This window comes from Nocardia sp. XZ_19_369, from assembly GCF_015355715.1.
In the GTDB taxonomy this organism is placed as follows: Bacteria; Actinomycetota; Actinomycetes; order Mycobacteriales; family Mycobacteriaceae; genus Nocardia.
The window spans coordinates 42988-58527 of record NZ_JACVED010000008.1 but is presented as its reverse complement, the minus strand read 5'-3'; the positions used below and the strand labels follow the sequence as shown (position 1 = coordinate 58527).

Genomic DNA, 15540 nt, shown 5'->3' with positions numbered 1-15540 from the left:
GATCGCGGGATATCCCCGCGGGAACCGCTTAATCAGTTCGGTGGGCGTCGGACTCGGTTGCCCACCGGCCTGCATCGGGGCAGGCCGGTCGTGCGTCGCCGCGGCTGGCCCGGCGACCCGCTGATCTGCGTCGATCAACGGCGGATGGGAACGTCGTACCGTAATAGGACAGCCCGTGACCTATTGATCGAGGAGGATAAGCTCATGCGCGATCCCTCTGGCCGGTTGTTGCGACTGCTGTCGTTGCTCCAGTCGCCGCGCGACTGGACCGGGGTCGAGCTGGGGCAGCGCCTCGGGGTGAGTCCGCGCACGATTCGTCGTGATATCGAACGGCTGCGTGAGCTGGGCTATCCGGTGGACGCTACGCAGGGGAATGTCGGTGGTTACCGGCTCGCGGCGGGGACGGCGATGCCGCCGCTGGTCCTCGACGACGAGGAAGCCCTGGCCATCGCGATCGGACTGCGCACCGCCGCCACGGCGGGGATCGTCGGTATCGAGGATGCCTCGCTGCGGGCCATCGCCAAACTCGAGCAGGTGCTGCCGTCCCGGTTGCGGGCGCGGTTGACCGCACTGTCGCAGACCGCGGTGGTGGCGTCGGCGGCGGACGGTCCGTGGGCGGACCCGGAGATTCTCGCGGTGCTCGCGAGTTGCTGTGCCGCACAGGAGAAGATCCGATTCGCGTACCGCCGAGCTGAGGGCGCGACCAGTAAACGTCTGGTCGAACCGCATCAGGTCGTCGCGGCCGGTCGTCGCTGGTACCTGATCGCCTTCGACAACGATCGTGCCGACTGGCGCACCTTCCGCGTCGACCGCTTGGCCGACATCCATCGGACCGGCGTGCGAGTTCCGCAGCGGGAACTGCCCGATGGCGTCGACGCGGCCGACTGGCTCACGCGCTCGCTGAGTGCCGCAGCCGGTTCCGTTCGAGCCCGGGTCCGGTTGCCGATGCCGATCGAGCAGGCGGCCGCCCGGATACCGGCGCGCAACGGCTTGCTCGAACCCATCGACGACCACACCTGCCTGCTCACCACTTACCCGGACGCGCCCGAATACCTCGCTCGCGCAATCGTTTTGCTGCCCGTCGACTATGTTGTGCTCGACCCGCCTGCGGTAATCGCGGAATTGCGGGCGCTCGCCGAACGTGCCACCGACGCGCTCGCGTGACACCGGTGTCGTGATCTGAACCGCACCGAGCTCTTATTAGGTCCTTCGATGACCTATTGGTTTCCTACCGTGGCCGAGTAAGGCAAACAACGGAGTAACCAGGAGGAATAATGGGGTTCTTGTCCCCGGGCCAGGTCGTCTGGTTCGAAATCGGCACCCGCGACGCCACCGCCGTCGAAAAGTTCTACGCCGAACTCTTCGGCTGGAGTTTCGAACTCGATTTGGACTCGTCGATCGATGGTCGCCGCTATATTCGTATCCTCGCACCGTCCGCACCGTGGCCGTTGGGCGCTATCCACGAAAACCCTGCCGGTGGTGAACAACTCAATCTTTCCCTGCTGTCCGCCGATGTCGCTGCCGACACCGAGCGACTCAGCGGTCTCGGCGCCGAGGTCCTCGTGCCACCGACGCAGGTCGCGGAGGTGACCTCCTTCGCGGTGCTGGCCGACCCACTGGGCAACCTGTTCTCGCTGTTTTCCCGCACCGAAAGCGCGAACCTGCAGGACCGCGCCGACGCCACCGAGAAATACATGACCGAGTCGTCGCACGCGCCGTCGCCGGGCTCGATGGCCTGGTTCGAGCTCGGCACCAGCGATGTCGAAACCACCCGCGACTTCTACACGCGGGCGTTCGGCTGGCGCTTCGAGTTCGACGAATCCGCAAGCGGGAAGCCGTATTACAGCATTCTTACCGGCATGGATCATCCGGCCGGTGGGCTCTACGACCATGGTGCGGACGGCCCGAACTACCTGATGCCCGGCTTTCTCGCCGATGATGTGCGTGCGCAGGCAGGCGTTGCCGAAAAGCTCGGCGCGACAATCGAGTACGGCCCTGCCTCGAACTCGGAGGGAGTCGTGCACGCGCGCATCGCCGATCTCAGCGGCAACCGTTTCGGTCTCGTCGCCACGCCCACCCAAGCCTGAGTCAAGGAGTCATTCAATGAAAATCGCCTTGTTGGGTACCGGATTCGGGCAAGCCCATGCCGCGGTATACGCCGGCCGTGGCGACGTCGAGGTCGTCGTGTTCGGGCGCACCCCGGCGGCGCTGGCCCGCATCCGCGACAGCCACGGTTTTTCCACCACCACTGACCTGGACGGTCTCTACGACGACCCCACGATCGACCTCATCGACATCTGCCTGCCGACCGCGCTGCACGCCGAGCACACATTGCGTGCGCTGGCAGCGGGCAAACACGTGCTCTGCGAGCTCCCGCTGGCCTTGACCATGTCGGATGCCGAGCAGGTGACCGCGGCGGCCGAGGCCGGCGATCGCCAAGTGTTCGTGGACATGTTCGACCGATTCGGCCCGGCCAACCGGCTGCTGTTCGATGCCGTACACGCGGGCACCTACGGCAGACTGGTAGCGCTGGAACTCGACATGCACACCGCATTGCGGTGGCCCGGCTACGACCTCCGCCTCGACTCCATCGCCCTGGACGTCATGCACGGCGACCTCGATATCGTCACCCAGTTGCTCGGCGTGCCCGAATCGGTGTCCACGACGGGAGTCGCCGGCGGGCAACGAGGTTCGACCGCGCACGCGGTGCTCACCTATCCGGCCGCGACCGCTCGGGTGAGCGCGTCAGCGTTGATGCCGGACGCGTACGGCTCGCGTGGCGGCTACCGTGCGACCTTCACCGACGGCGTCCTGGAGCATTACTTCGGCGAGGTTGGCGAGGATGGCGAGGACACCACGGTCGTCGAGTACACCGCCGCGGGTCGGCGTGTGCTGACCGCGCAAGGGTCCGACAGCTACACCGCGATGATCGAGCATGTCCTGGCGTGCTTGCGTGGCGAGGCCGACAATCGCATCGCCCTGTCGAGCGTGCTCGACGCCCTCGCGCTCACCCTCGATGTCCACCACGCGCTCCAGCCGGAGCCGAGGTCCGCACCAGTCAGGTGACCGGGACGATCGGGCGGGTGGTCCAGCTCAGGGGCGGACGGCGGTGGTCAGGCGGGCCGGCGTAGGTAGCGAGAGTGGTGTGTCGGAGGTTGGTTCGATCCGGTGGCCTACCGAGTCGAGGTAGTCGGACAGGGTGATGCCGGTGGCGTACCAGTCGTGCGCGGCGAACCACTCCACGGCGTCGCTGCGCTGCTCGTTGTAGATCAGGTGTGCCCAGTCGATCCAGCCGTGCGGGGCGGAGTCGGGGTCCTCGAGCAGTGCGGTGTGGGCCTGGTCGGGGAGTGGGTCCAGCTCTTCGATGGCGATGCGGCTGCCGGGGGCGCTGGTGTGGTCGACAGCGGCGAACAGTTGGTCCACGGCGGTGGCGGGGAGGTACGGGAGTAGCCCCTCGGCGAGCCAGGCGGTGGGGGCGGCCGAATCGAAACCCTGCTCGCGCAATGCTTTCGGCCAGTCCTCGCGCAGATCCACCGGCACCTCGCGGCGGTCGGCGCGGGGCTTGTCGCCGTGGGCGGCCAGTGTCTGCCGCTTGAACTCCAGCACCTGCGGGCGGTCGAGTTCGTAGACGACCGTGCCGTCGGGCCAGGGCAGGCGGTAGGCGCGGGCGTCGAGGCCCGCGGCCAGGATGACGATCTGGCGCACTCCCGCGGCGACGGCCGCCGTGAAATAGTCGTCGAAGTACTTGGTGCGCGCGGCCTGGAAGGTTTGGAAGGGAAGCCCGAAGTCGGGGTCGAGGAGCGGATGCTCGGCCGCCTTGCCGTCGAGCAGATCGGCCCATTCCGGTCCCGCGGCGCGCACGAAGACCTCGGCGAGCGGATCGATTGCCAGCGGAGCGGGGCCGCGCGCGGCCAGCGCACGAGCCGCGGCGACGAACAGTGCCGTGGACCCGACGCTGGTGTTGATGTCCCAGGTATCTCCCTCGGTACGCACGATCGCCAACATACCTGCCATCTGGAACTATTGCACCAACTCGTCGGTTTCTTTACGGCCTACAGACAAGGCGCATTCGTCGCGCCCGCAAATCGAGACCCCGGGGTGCTAACCGACGGAATTCGGAACGAGAGGGGCCCTGGGTCGGTGGTCTTCCGATCCCAGGGCCGCTCGGGAATGATCAAGCCGCTACGGCGGTTTCGCGCTGCCGGGCCGCCGGAGTGGGCCAGCGGCGGTGGTCGGCGTCGATGACGTAGGCGTGGGTGTGCCGGTAAAAGCGGTCGTCCACGCGGACGGCGTCGGCGAGGCGGGCAGGATCGATGGTGCCGATTTCGTGCAGGTGGGTCACCACCTCGGGATCGTGGCGTGGCCACATCCGCAGTGCCACAGTGATTCCCGCGCCGGCAAGGGCCGTGAGGGTCACCCAGGTGGCGGTGAAACCTGCGGCGGTAGTCAGCCATCCGGCGATCGGATAGGTGATCAGCCAGGCCAGGTGCGACAGCGAGAACTGGGCCGCGAAGAGCGCGGGCCGGTCGGCCGGTTGCGACGAGCGCCGCAGGACCTGGCCGATCGGCGTGAGGATCGCCGCGGTACCCGCACCGATCACTGCCCATACCGCGATCGCTGCTGTCCAGCGCCAGTCACCGCTACCCGCGGTCGACAGCGCGGTACCCGACCCGAGGCCGAGGAGCAGCACGGCCGCACCCGCGAGCATGACCGGCCGTGCGCCGACCCGGTCGAGGACCCTGGGCAAGGCCAACGCAATCACCATGGTGCCGAACCCGTTGGCGGCCAACAGCATCGCCACTCCGGATTGCGTGCCGCCGAGAGTGTCGCGGACGTAGTTCACGGTATTGACCATGATCACCGATCCGGCGGCAGCCACCACGAGGTTGAGGCCGCGCGGACCGCGCAGCCGAGGCGTAGCGGCGAAGATCCGCATGCCCACCGTGCTGCGCTCGCGGAAGGAACCCGGCGTGCCGGTGGTCGCGTTCGGGATCCGGGTGGCAAGCACCAGCGCGGCCGAGACGACGAATCCGATTGCCGTGCCGACGAACAGCCAATGGAAGCTGATCACCGCCAGTGCGGCCGCGGCGAGCATCGGGCTCAGCAGTGTTTCCATGGTCGCGGCCGTTTGGGCCGCCGAGAGCGCCCGGGTGTATTCCCGCTCGTCGGGCAGGATATCGGGAATGATCGCCTGATAGGTGGGAGTGAAAGCGGCCGAGGCGGTTTGCAGCAGGGCGATAAGTAGGTAGATCTGCCACACCTGATCGATGAACGGCAGTGCCAGTACGACTACGGCTCGAATTGCGTTGAGTGACACCAGAAATAGTCGACGGGGGAAGCGGTCGGCGTAAGCGGCCACCACCGGTGCGACGGTGACGTAGACCAGCATCTTGATGGTCAGTGCGGTGCCGAGCACGGCGGCCGCGTTACCACCGGCGAGCTCGTAGGCGAGCAAACCCAATGCGACGGTGGTCAATCCGGTACCGAAGAGCGCGGACAGCTGAGCGGTGAACAGTTTCAGATAGTCACGGTGCGCGAACAGGGTGGCGCTCATGGACGTGGAACGCATGGAAAACACTTCCTCGAATCAGATGGGGTGGATCACGGCGGCCGGTACAGCAGCACTCGCACATGACGAGATCCTTTCTGGTGGAAGGGGTTAGACGGCGGTTGCGGTGAACGCAGCGGTGCGCACGACGTCACCGTGCTTGAAATCCAAGAAAAGCCGGTAGGTTCCGGGCCCCGGGACGACGGTGTGGAACGCGACGTCCGGACCGGGCGCGGTAACCCCGTCGCCGGGTTCACCATTCGGGTGCACGTGCACGTAGGCGAGATCGCCGGCGCGGATGACCACCAGGTGACCGTAGGCGGCCAAGTAGGGCTGCAAGTCCGTGACCGGCTTGCCGTCTTTGCGCACGGTGAGGGTGAGCAGTCGCCCCTCGTCCGGGACCAGTTCGCCGTCGAGGGTCACTTCGTACCCGTCCACCAGCGCGGTGCGCGCGGCCGCCGGGGTCGGACGCGGCTCGTATGCGCCCGCGACAGCGAGATCCGCGCCGAGCGTGATGGTCTTACCGAGCGCTCGCGGTGCGATATCGGTGAAGACGCGATACATGCCTGCGGCGGGGAGGTTCAGGCGCACGGCCCAGGTCCCGTCGGCGGCGAGTTCGGGGTGCACGTGCCAGAAGCCCGTGAGCTCGCGCTGCACGACGATCAGGTGCAGTCGGCGATCGTGGATGGCGGTGTACTCGGTGACCGGCTCGCCATCCGGGCCGAGGATGCGGAACCGGAAGTCGATCGCGCCGGGCGCCGCGATCGGTTCGAGGAGTTGCAGGGTGTAGCCGTCCTGGGTGATCAGGAGTCCGCCGGGCAGTCCACCGCCGTGTCCGGCGTGGGCGACCGGCGCCCCGTGTCCGGCGTGCTCACCATGGCCGGCGTGGCCGATCGCACCGTGCCCGGCATGGGCAACCGGAGTCTCGTGCGCGGCGTGCTGATCGTGTCCTTCGTGCGCGCCATGGTGGTCGGTGTGGGTCGGTGTGGTCATCGTCTCGTCCTCTCGATCGTGGTCTTGCTACGGAGAAACATATACCCCTAGGGGGTATATGGACAACCCGAAGGAACATGACACACCTCACATCCCTATGGCTGCGCCACCGAAGTGTGAAACCGTTTGTCCCCGAGGCGATAACCGCTGGCTCGCCGGTAATCACCGATGGCGCTGCGGTATCCCGCGACGGCGGAGATTGCCGCGCTGCCAGGCACACTCGACCGGCGCCACCGCGGATCCGATGGTAAAACTGCTGCACGCAAAGGAATTCGCTATAAGTCCTGGCTGGTGCTTACTATTGCCAGAGCTGGCGGGCCGAAAACCGGCCGACCACGCGGTGTCTCGGACTCGGACGGCGAGGATGGACGCGCCGAGCCGGAGGTGCGCACCGTGCGATCGAACAGTGCTGTAAAGATGAGGATGCCGACGTAGCAGCAAGACGGCGGTGGCGGGTCGGGTCGGTGCTCATGCCGACCGATAACCCCGCACGACAGAAACTGGTGGAGGGCGTTGAGGTGTTGAGGTGTTGACAGCGCGGCTACGTGCTCCGGCCGAGCCCTCGGAGGGGGCGCGTCAGCGAGACCGCCGGTCGTGGCTGGCGCTGTCGGCAGCGTTACTGGGCGGTGCGGTACTGCTCGGCTGGCGGGCCAGCGCCTACGGCAACTGGATAGTCGACGACGCGGGCATCACCTTCGCCTACGCGCGCAGCGTCGCCGAGGGCCTCGGCCCGGTGCTGCAGCCCGGCGCGCCGTCAGTGGAAGGGTTCTCCAATCCCACTTGGCTGCTCGTGCTGGTGGTGGGCAAATGGCTCGCTCTGTTCGACCGGGGCTCTCTCTTCGGCGTCCCCGACTATGTCCTCTTTCCCAAGGCGTTCGCCCTGCTCTGCTGCGTGGGGATCCTCGCCGCCTGCTACGTCGCCGCACGCCGGGTCTCACGATGGCCCGCGGTGATCACCTTCTTGACCGCAGCTGTGCTCGCCGCAATCCCGTCCTTCGTGATCTGGTGCTTCTCCGGCCTGGAGAACTCGCTGTTCGCGCTGGCGGTGTGCGTGTTGGCGGTCCACCTGTTCCTGGCGGTGCTCGACGATCGGTTGTGGACGCCCACGGTGGCGGTGCTAGCCGGTGGGCTGGCCGCGTTCGCCGCGTTGACCCGGCCCGACGGCCTCATCTATCTGGCCGCGTATCCCGCGGTCTCGCTGATCCTGGTGCGCCGCGCGACATTGCCCGCCGCCCTCCGATGCGGGTTGTATTCGGCACTCGCATTCGCGGTCCCCTTCGGGGCCTATCTGCTGTGGCGGATTGCCGAATTCGGCAGGCTGGTACCGAACACCGCGGTGGCGAAACACCAGGCGACGCCGACCGTGCACGACCTGACCAGGGCAGGCGACCTGGTGCAATACGCGGGCGCACCCGCGGTGATCGTGGCCATCGGCGTGGTCGGTCTGACCCTCGCGCCGTCGAGCAAATGGCGCGACGGCGCGGTCGCGTTGCTGGCACCGCTGGCCTTGGCGGTGATCGCCTACTGCGTGCTGCAACCGGACTGGATGGCGCAGTTCCGCTTCGCCACCCCGGTGTGGGCGCTGGGTGCGTTCGTTGTCGTGCTCTCGGCGGGGGAACTGCTGGAACGGTTGCGCACACGTGGCCGGGTCCTGGTCGTGCTGACGCTGATCGGTGCGATGATCCCGTCCGGCGTCGCGTTCGCCGATGCCGGCGACTCGTACCGCGCCGACGCGGATGTGCCGCTGTGCTGGATCGCCATGCGATTCGGACGCCTCTTCAACGGCTACGCGGACATCGCAGGCGTCCAGCAGGGCAGCTTGTTCGCTCCCGACATGGGCGGCACGTCGCTGACGTCACGCCTGGAGCTGATCGACATGGCCGGGCTCGTCGACGCGCGGATCGCGGACATCTACGCGGGCAACGACTCCACCGACCTCAGCGACTACGTCTTCGAGGAACGCAAACCCACCTTCATCCATTCGCACGGGATCTGGCTACCCAACGAGATCACCTTCGACGCGCGAATCAACCGCGACTACTACCCGATTCACCGCTCCGTCGACCCCAACGTGCCGGATGAGGACTGGATCCGTAAGGACGCGGTCCGCGACGAAGCCAAGCTGCAAGAACTACGCGAGTACGCGGGCAAGGTCCTGCCGACCCTCTTGGCGGAGTCCCAGAAATCGGGCTGTGGTCCGACGCTGCGCCGCGGCCAAACCGTCGCAAGCTGACCAGTTCGCTGCCCGATGCCGGTGCGGCGCAATCGCGGCCAGGACTGGAGCCGGCGCGGCAAGGAAGCAGGCCGTGACTTGCGCAGGCCCGGCATGCATCAATAATGCATCTTTCGGGTGTGGTCGGGTATCTGGCAAGCATGACGTCGATATCGGATCCAAGGCTGGACGACGGTAACCCGACCGCGGAGGCCTATGACGCGCGCACCGTCGCGGCCGTCGGAAAGCTCACCGAAGCGCTGGAAATCGTCGAAGTGGCGCGCGGGCATCTGTACAACTTCCACCGCGAGACCGGAACCGCGGACTTCGCCATCGAGGAAGCCACCGAACTGCTCCGCGCCGCCGGGCACGGCGAATTGGCTGATCAACTCACGCGAGAGCTGGTCGGGCGCAACGTGCTACCGGGTCGCTGGACCTTCCAGGTCGTCGAGGACTACGACGAGACCTACTACCGCTGTGTCCGGGACTGGGAGGAGCGGGCGCGTCGGCTCACCGGCGGACACCGCCACCTGCACGAGGCCGAACTCAAGAGGCAGCGCCGCACCGACGGTCGGCGAGCCCACGAGGCCACCCCGGCGGAACGCGCCGAATAATCGGCCGTGTTGCATCGAGTTTGCATCATTACTGCGCTACGATTTGCGAGCATCCGACGGTAGGAGGCTCGGTGGTGCGTAGCTTCGGGCAGGTCACCGAGGGGAGCGGCGGTGACGTGAGCGCGGTGAGCCGGTGAGCAACGATGAGCCACTGGTCGAGTACACCGTCGGGACGGTGGCCCGCACGCTGGGCGTACCGGTCGCGACATTGCGCAGCTGGAACCGGCGATACGGCCTGGGCCCGCCGCAGCATCTGCCGGGCAGGCACCGGCACTACACGCAGACCGATCTCGCGGTGACGGCTCGGATGGTCGACCTGGTGCGTGCGGGCGCCAGCCCGGCGAGTGCGGCGGTGGCCGCCCGTGCGGTGGCGGGTCCGATGCCCACGCGCGGTGACATCGTGCCGGTGCTGTCGGCGGCCGAGCGGCTCGATCATGCCGAACTGCTCGCCGTGATCACCGCGCACGTCATCCACTACGGCGTGGTCGTGACGTGGAACCAGTTGTGCCGCCCCGCTTTCGCGGAGATAGTCCGCAGGCAGCTCGGCGGTGCCGGACTCGTCGATGTGGAGCACCTGCTGTCCTGGGCGGTGACCACCAGCCTGCACCGGGCGGTGCCGTTGTTGCGCAACTCGGCCGATCGGGCGCCGATCGTGCTCGCCTGCACCGACGGGGAAAGCCATGTGCTCCCGTTGGAAGTGCTGCGTGCCGCGCTGGCCGAAGTCGGCCTGCCCGCACTGCTGCTCGGCGCGTCCGTGCCCGCCGACGCGTTGGCCGCGGCGCTGGCCAAACATGAGCGCAGGCCGGTGGTGGTGCTGTGGTCGCAATCGCGGGACACCGCGCATCCGGTTCCGGCGGACCGGTCGCGGGCGGACTGGGTCCTGGCCGGACCGGGGTGGCCGGAGCGAGGGTCATCCAAAGCGGCGGTTCGGGTCAACACACTCGAGTCGGCCGTGGACGAAGTGCAGCGTGCGGCGGTGTCGGAGCTCCACTGACCTGCGCTTACGGCGGGTCGCGCGCAGCACGCCGAATATGTGCATCGTTTTTGAATCATTTGCAGGTAGCATTGCGGGTGACCGGACTGACGATGGCGTCGCAGGGTCTGTGCTCGGCGGTGAGTCCCGGCGCACGGCGACCGTCGCGGCGGTGCACGAGATCGAGTGCGGTCGCCTCGGTGCCGGGGTGCCCGCGCGAGGTGCGGACAAACAGTCCGGATGTGCGGTGATGACAGCGAAGGAAGCTCGGCATGGCTCGATATCTCGTGGCGGTGAGTCCCATACCCGGTCATGTGGCGCCCATGCTCGCCGTCGCGGCGAATCTGCGCCGACGCGGCCATGAGGTGCGGATGCTCACCGGTGCGGCGTTCCGCGACACCATCGCGGCACAGGGCCTGCCCTGCTCGGTGCTCACGGCCGATGCGGCGGTGACCAGGTCCGCGCCGGCGACCGGCGGTCCACCGAACCTGATCCGTCGATGGCGAACCGGGCGCTCGGAGTTGCGCTCGGGTTTCCTCGACCCGATCGTCGCGCAGTTCCGCGCGTTGACCGCCGAGTTGAGCCGGACGGATTACGACGCGGTGCTCGTGGACGGGATGTTCACCGGTGCCGTTCCGCTGCTGCTGGGACATCGGCCGCGGCCGCCGGTGCTGGCCTGCGGTGTGGTGCCGCTGATGCTGTCGAGCGCGGACACACCGCCGTTCGGCATGGGCTGGCAACCGCAACCTGGCCGCGACTACACGGCGATGCATCGGTTCGTGCGTCAGGTGTTGTTCCGTGACGGCCAACGCCGGTTGACTGCGATCCTGCGCGGGCTCGGTCTCGGGCCCGCGCCGCTGCATCTGTTCGATTGGCCGGTGCTCGCGGACCGGCTGCTCCAGTTCACGGTGCCCGGGTTCGAATATCCGCGCCGTGATCTGCCGCCTTCGGTGGTGTTCACCGGGCCGATACCGATCGACGGTCCGAAGGATGCCGCGTTGCCGAGCTGGTGGGGCGAACTCGCGGGCGCACGGACCGTCGTCCATGTGACCCAGGGGACCTGGGACAACGCAGATCTCGGCCAGCTGGTCCGGCCCACTCTCACGGCGTTGAGCCGACGCGCGGACGTCCGAGTGGTGGCGTGCACCGGCGGTTCCCGCGACGTGCCCGGCCCGCTGCCGGCGAATGCGCATGCCGCCGAGTACCTTCCGTACACCCACCTGCTGCCGCGCGTGGACGTGATGGTCACCAACGGTGGCTATGGCGGTGTGCAGCAAGCGTTGCGTCACGGCGTGCCCCTGATCGTCGCGGGGGACACCGCCGACAAGCCGGAAGTCGCGGCGCGGGTGGCGTACACCGGTGCGGGCATCGACCTGGGCACCGCGCGGCCGGGCCCCGCCACAGTGGCCGCGGCGGTGGACCGGGTGCTGAGCAACGGCGAATTCCGCTCCGCCGCAACCAGGTTGGGTCAGAAAATGGCGAAAGCCGCGCCCTTCGATGTGATCTCGGATGTCCTCGCCGAAGTCGGCGGGGATCGGTCGTTGACCCGGATGTCGGCCTCGCGAAACGGAGAATGCCGGTGAGCACACTGTCTTTCGACCCCGCCCGGACATCATCGGCGCCCGGGCTCGCCATGGGGTTCGAGCGCTGGCGGGCCGATACCCGCGCGCTGGTCCTCGACGAACTCACCGAATTCTTGCGGCGGGTGCGGGTGGCCGAACTCCGCGCCACCGGCGTCGACGACGTGCTGGCCCAATACGCCCTCGGCGGTAAGTGTCTGCGCTCAACCTTCATGTACCTCGGCTGGCTGTGTGCCGCCGAACCCGACCCCGCCGCGTTGCGCGCGTCGGCCAGCTTGGAACTGTTGCACGCCTTCGCATTACTGCAGGACGACGTCATGGACGCCGCCGTCCTGCGGCGCGGATCCGCGGCAGCACACCTGCGCTTGGCCGTGCCGCATCGCGGCGGGCCCGCAGCGCCGCCACGGTTCGGTGAGTCGGCCGCCATCCTGCTCGGCGACATGTGCCTGGTGTGGGCCGAGCAGATGCTGCGCGACAGTGGCGTGGGCGCCGATGAACTGGCCCGGTTGTGGCCGCGCTATGACGCGATGCGGGTGGAGCTGGCGATGGGTCAGCTCGCGGATCTGGCCAACGACGCGCGCGAGCGCCCGACCCTGGATACCGTGCTCGACATCGCCCGCGCGAAATCGGGCAACTACACCGTCCGGCGCCCGCTCGAATTGGGCGCCGCGCTGGCGGGGGCCACCGGGTCGACACTGAAAGCCCTCGGCCACTACGGAACTCGGATCGGCGAGGCCTTCCAGCTGCGCGACGATCTGCTCGGGATCTTCGGAGCGGCCTCGATCACCGGCAAGCCGCAGGACAGCGATCTCGGCCAGCACAAAGCCACCAGCGTGGTCGTCGCGGCGTTGGAGATGGCCGGGGCGAACGCGCGACGGGAACTGTCCGAGCTGCTCGACCGGCCCGAACTCGACGCCGCGGCGATCGAACGCTGCCGAACGTTGATCGCGGCCTCGGGCGCCGCCGAACGCATCGAAGCCATGATCGCCGATCGGGTCACCGATGCGCTGCTCGCGCTGCGGACCGGCGCGCTCGGCCCCGAGCCGCGGCACGCACTGGAACAGATGGCGCTGCTCTGTACGGCACGGCAGTTGTGACGAGAGGAAGCTGATGCGCACAGTCAAGGGACGTACCGACCGCGTCGTGGTGGTGGGTGCGGGGCTGGCCGGCCTGTCGACCGCGATACACCTGGCCGGACGCGGGCGGGCCGTCACCGTGGTGGAACGCGAATCGGTGCCCGGCGGCCGAATGGGGCGGCTCGACCTGCGCGGGTACCACATCGATACCGGCCCAACGGTATTGACGATGCCCGAGCTGATCGACGAGGTCTTCGCCGCGGTTGGCGAGCGGACCGCGGATCGGTTGGATCTGGTGCCCGTCGACCCGGCCTACCACGCGATCTACGCCGACGGGCGCACCCTCGACGTGCACAGCGACGAAGAGCGAATGGTGCAGGCCATCACCGCGTTCGCGGGGGCCGAGCAGGCCGCGGGTTACCGCAGGTTACGTGCGTGGCTGAGCCGGCTGTACGCGGCGGAGTTCGACGGGTTCATCGCATCGAACTTCGAATCACCCCTGTCGATGCTGACGCCCGCGCTGGCCAGGCTGGCCGCGCTGGGCGGCTTCCGGCACTGGGACGGCAAGGTCGCCGAGTTCATCACCGATCCGGAGTTGCGGCGGGTGTTCACCTTTCAATCGCTGTACGCCGGAGTCGCACCGGACCGGGCGTTGGCCGCCTATGCGGTGATCGCCCATATGGACACCATGGCCGGGGTCTATTTCCCGCGCGGCGGCATGCGGGCGGTGCCCGACGCGCTCGCGGCGGCGGCCGAGGCAGCGGGCGTGTGCTTCCGCTACGACGCAACCGTGACCGAGCTGGCGCGCGAAGGCGGCCGGATAGTCGCGGTACGGACTGATCAAGGCGAGCGGATCGACTGTGACGCAGTGGTATTGACCACCGAGCGGCATCGTTCCTACGAACTGCTCGGGCATCGGTCCCGGCGTCCGATCGCCGTCCGGCCCGCGCCGTCCGCGGTGGTGCTTCATGTGGGCTGCGCGCGGGAACCACGAATCCCGCACCACTGCTTGCTGTTCGGTGCGGCCTGGCACGAGGCTTTCCGCGACATCATCAAGGAAGGCCGCGTTATGTCCGACCCATCGCTGCTGGTGACGCGGCCGACAGCAGGCGACCCGTCCTTGGCACCGGACGGACGTGATCTGCTCTACATCCTGGCTCCGGTGCCCAACCTCGCGCAGAGCGAGATCGATTGGGCGCAGACCGGACCCGAGTACGCGACCGAAATTCTCGAGCTGGCGCAGCGCAGACTCGGCGGCACGCTACTGCGGGACGCCGAAGTGCTGCGGGTGGTCACCCCGGACGACTGGGCGAGTCAGGACATGCTGGCGGGCAGTCCGTTCGCGCTGGCGCACACCTTCGCCCAGACCGGCCCGTTCCGGCCCACCAACATGATTCGCGGTATCGACAACGCGGTGCTCGCGGGCGGATCCACGGTGCCGGGCGTCGGCATCCCACCGGTGCTGATCTCCGGACGGCTTGCCGCCGACCGCATCACCGGGGCCGGGCAACGATCCGTCCGCCCCGCCGGTTCGGCGATGGATCGGACAGCGAAATGACGCGCGCCGAGCTGGACGCGGCCGGTATCACCGACCCCGACCTACGACGGTCCTACCACCTGTGTCGCGAGCTCAACGCAGCGCACGGCAAGACCTTCTTCCTGGCGACCAGGCTGCTCGCGCCCGACCAGCGCCCGGCCGTGCACGCGCTCTACGGCTTCGCCCGGCGCGCGGACGACATCCTGGATGAATTCGAGCCTGATCTGACCCCCGCTGAGCGGGCCGTCCGATTGCAGGTTCTCGCTGGACAATTCAGCAACGCCGATGCGGCCGGTGACCCGGTGCTCGCGGCTGTGCTGCACACCGCGGACACCTATCGGATATCTCGCCGCTTGTTCGACGCCTTCCTGGAATCCATGCGCATGGACTTGTCGGTCACCGACTATCCGAATCGTGCGGCCCTGGACCGGTACGTCTACGGGTCGGCGGAGGTGATCGGGCTGCAACTGCTGCCGGTGCTCGGCACCACCGAATCGGTGGAGGCCGCCGCACCGTATGCCGCCGCGCTCGGAAAAGCGTTCCAGCTGACCAACTTTCTGCGCGACGTCGACGAGGACCTGGCACGCAACCGCGTCTACTTACCCGCTGACGAACTGGCGGCGCACGGCGTGGACCGGGAGCTGCTGCTGTGGTGCCGTACGCATCAACGCATCGACCCGAAGGTGCGTCGCGCGCTGACCGAACAGCATGAAATCACCAGGGACATCTACACTTTCGCGCGCCACGGCATCGACTTGCTCGCGCCGCGCTCGCGTCCCTGCGTGACAACAGCATTGGTGCTGTACGGGGAGATCCTCGATCGCATCGAAGCCAATGATTTCGAGGTGTTCGGCCAGCGCGCCAGGGTCGGCACCGCGCGCCGCATCAGGGTCGGCGCGGCAGGCCTGCTGCGCGCATGGCAGGCGCGCCGGACGACGGTTTCCAGCAGACCCGGTCCGGCCGCTCCGCACTCGCTCGACGCCGTCGATCATCGTGAGCACGGCTGA

Annotated in this window: 13 protein-coding genes; 10 read left to right on the top strand and 3 right to left on the bottom strand. The window is 68.0% G+C overall.

Annotation, left to right across the window (positions count from 1 at the left end; translation table 11 throughout):
* Positions 1-204 precede the first annotated feature (204 nt).
* The 3 genes from IBX18_RS28425 to IBX18_RS28415 all read left to right on the top strand — a co-directional run bounded on the left by IBX18_RS28425 (position 205) and on the right by IBX18_RS28415 (position 3066).
* Positions 205-1164: a YafY family protein gene (locus IBX18_RS28425; protein ID WP_194836575.1), complete on the top strand. Its 960-nt coding sequence runs from the start codon at positions 205-207 to the stop codon at positions 1162-1164.
* A 110-nt stretch (positions 1165-1274) separates the two neighbouring features.
* Positions 1275-2087 carry a VOC family protein gene (locus tag IBX18_RS28420; RefSeq protein ID WP_194836574.1) on the top strand — a complete coding sequence of 271 codons (813 nt, stop codon included), beginning with the start codon at positions 1275-1277 and terminating at the stop codon, positions 2085-2087.
* Between the two features lie 16 nt (positions 2088-2103).
* Positions 2104-3066: a Gfo/Idh/MocA family protein gene (locus IBX18_RS28415; protein ID WP_194836573.1), complete on the top strand. Its 963-nt coding sequence runs from the start codon at positions 2104-2106 to the stop codon at positions 3064-3066.
* Between the two features lie 27 nt (positions 3067-3093).
* On the opposite strand, the gene IBX18_RS28410 is transcribed toward IBX18_RS28415, so the two are convergent.
* From IBX18_RS28410 to IBX18_RS28400, 3 genes are all read right to left on the bottom strand, one after another.
* Positions 3094-3993 (bottom strand): SAM-dependent methyltransferase, encoded by a 900-nt coding sequence (locus tag IBX18_RS28410; protein WP_194836572.1) that lies wholly within the window; start codon positions 3991-3993, stop codon positions 3094-3096.
* Between the two features lie 181 nt (positions 3994-4174).
* Positions 4175-5554, bottom strand: a complete 1380-nt coding sequence (locus IBX18_RS28405) for an MFS transporter (RefSeq protein ID WP_194836954.1) — start codon at positions 5552-5554, stop codon at positions 4175-4177.
* A 105-nt stretch (positions 5555-5659) separates the two neighbouring features.
* Positions 5660-6541: a hypothetical protein gene (locus IBX18_RS28400; RefSeq protein WP_228541959.1), complete on the bottom strand. Its 882-nt coding sequence runs from the start codon at positions 6539-6541 to the stop codon at positions 5660-5662.
* A gap of 526 nt (positions 6542-7067) precedes the next feature.
* Between IBX18_RS28400 and IBX18_RS28395 the strand changes: the two genes are divergently transcribed.
* The 7 genes from IBX18_RS28395 to IBX18_RS28365 all read left to right on the top strand — a co-directional run bounded on the left by IBX18_RS28395 (position 7068) and on the right by IBX18_RS28365 (position 15540).
* Complete coding sequence (locus tag IBX18_RS28395; protein ID WP_306796455.1) at positions 7068-8774, top strand: hypothetical protein; 1707 nt, start codon at positions 7068-7070, stop codon at positions 8772-8774.
* 140 nt (positions 8775-8914) lie between these two features.
* Positions 8915-9367 (top strand): hypothetical protein, encoded by a 453-nt coding sequence (locus IBX18_RS28390; RefSeq protein WP_228541958.1) that lies wholly within the window; start codon positions 8915-8917, stop codon positions 9365-9367.
* A 133-nt stretch (positions 9368-9500) separates the two neighbouring features.
* A complete protein-coding gene (locus IBX18_RS28385; RefSeq protein ID WP_306796454.1) occupies positions 9501-10361 on the top strand; it encodes a MerR family transcriptional regulator in 861 nt (286 codons plus the stop codon).
* Between the two features lie 251 nt (positions 10362-10612).
* Positions 10613-11923: a glycosyltransferase gene (locus tag IBX18_RS28380; protein ID WP_194836571.1), complete on the top strand. Its 1311-nt coding sequence runs from the start codon at positions 10613-10615 to the stop codon at positions 11921-11923.
* Positions 11914-13017, top strand: a complete 1104-nt coding sequence (locus tag IBX18_RS28375) for a polyprenyl synthetase family protein (RefSeq protein ID WP_194836570.1) — start codon at positions 11914-11916, stop codon at positions 13015-13017. Before IBX18_RS28380 ends, IBX18_RS28375 begins: the two co-directional genes overlap by 10 nt.
* Positions 13018-13030: 13 nt before the next feature.
* Positions 13031-14554, top strand: coding sequence for a phytoene desaturase family protein (gene crtI / locus IBX18_RS28370; protein ID WP_194836569.1), 1524 nt, complete (start codon positions 13031-13033; stop codon positions 14552-14554).
* Positions 14551-15540: a phytoene/squalene synthase family protein gene (locus IBX18_RS28365; RefSeq protein WP_194836568.1), complete on the top strand. Its 990-nt coding sequence runs from the start codon at positions 14551-14553 to the stop codon at positions 15538-15540. Before crtI ends, IBX18_RS28365 begins: the two co-directional genes overlap by 4 nt.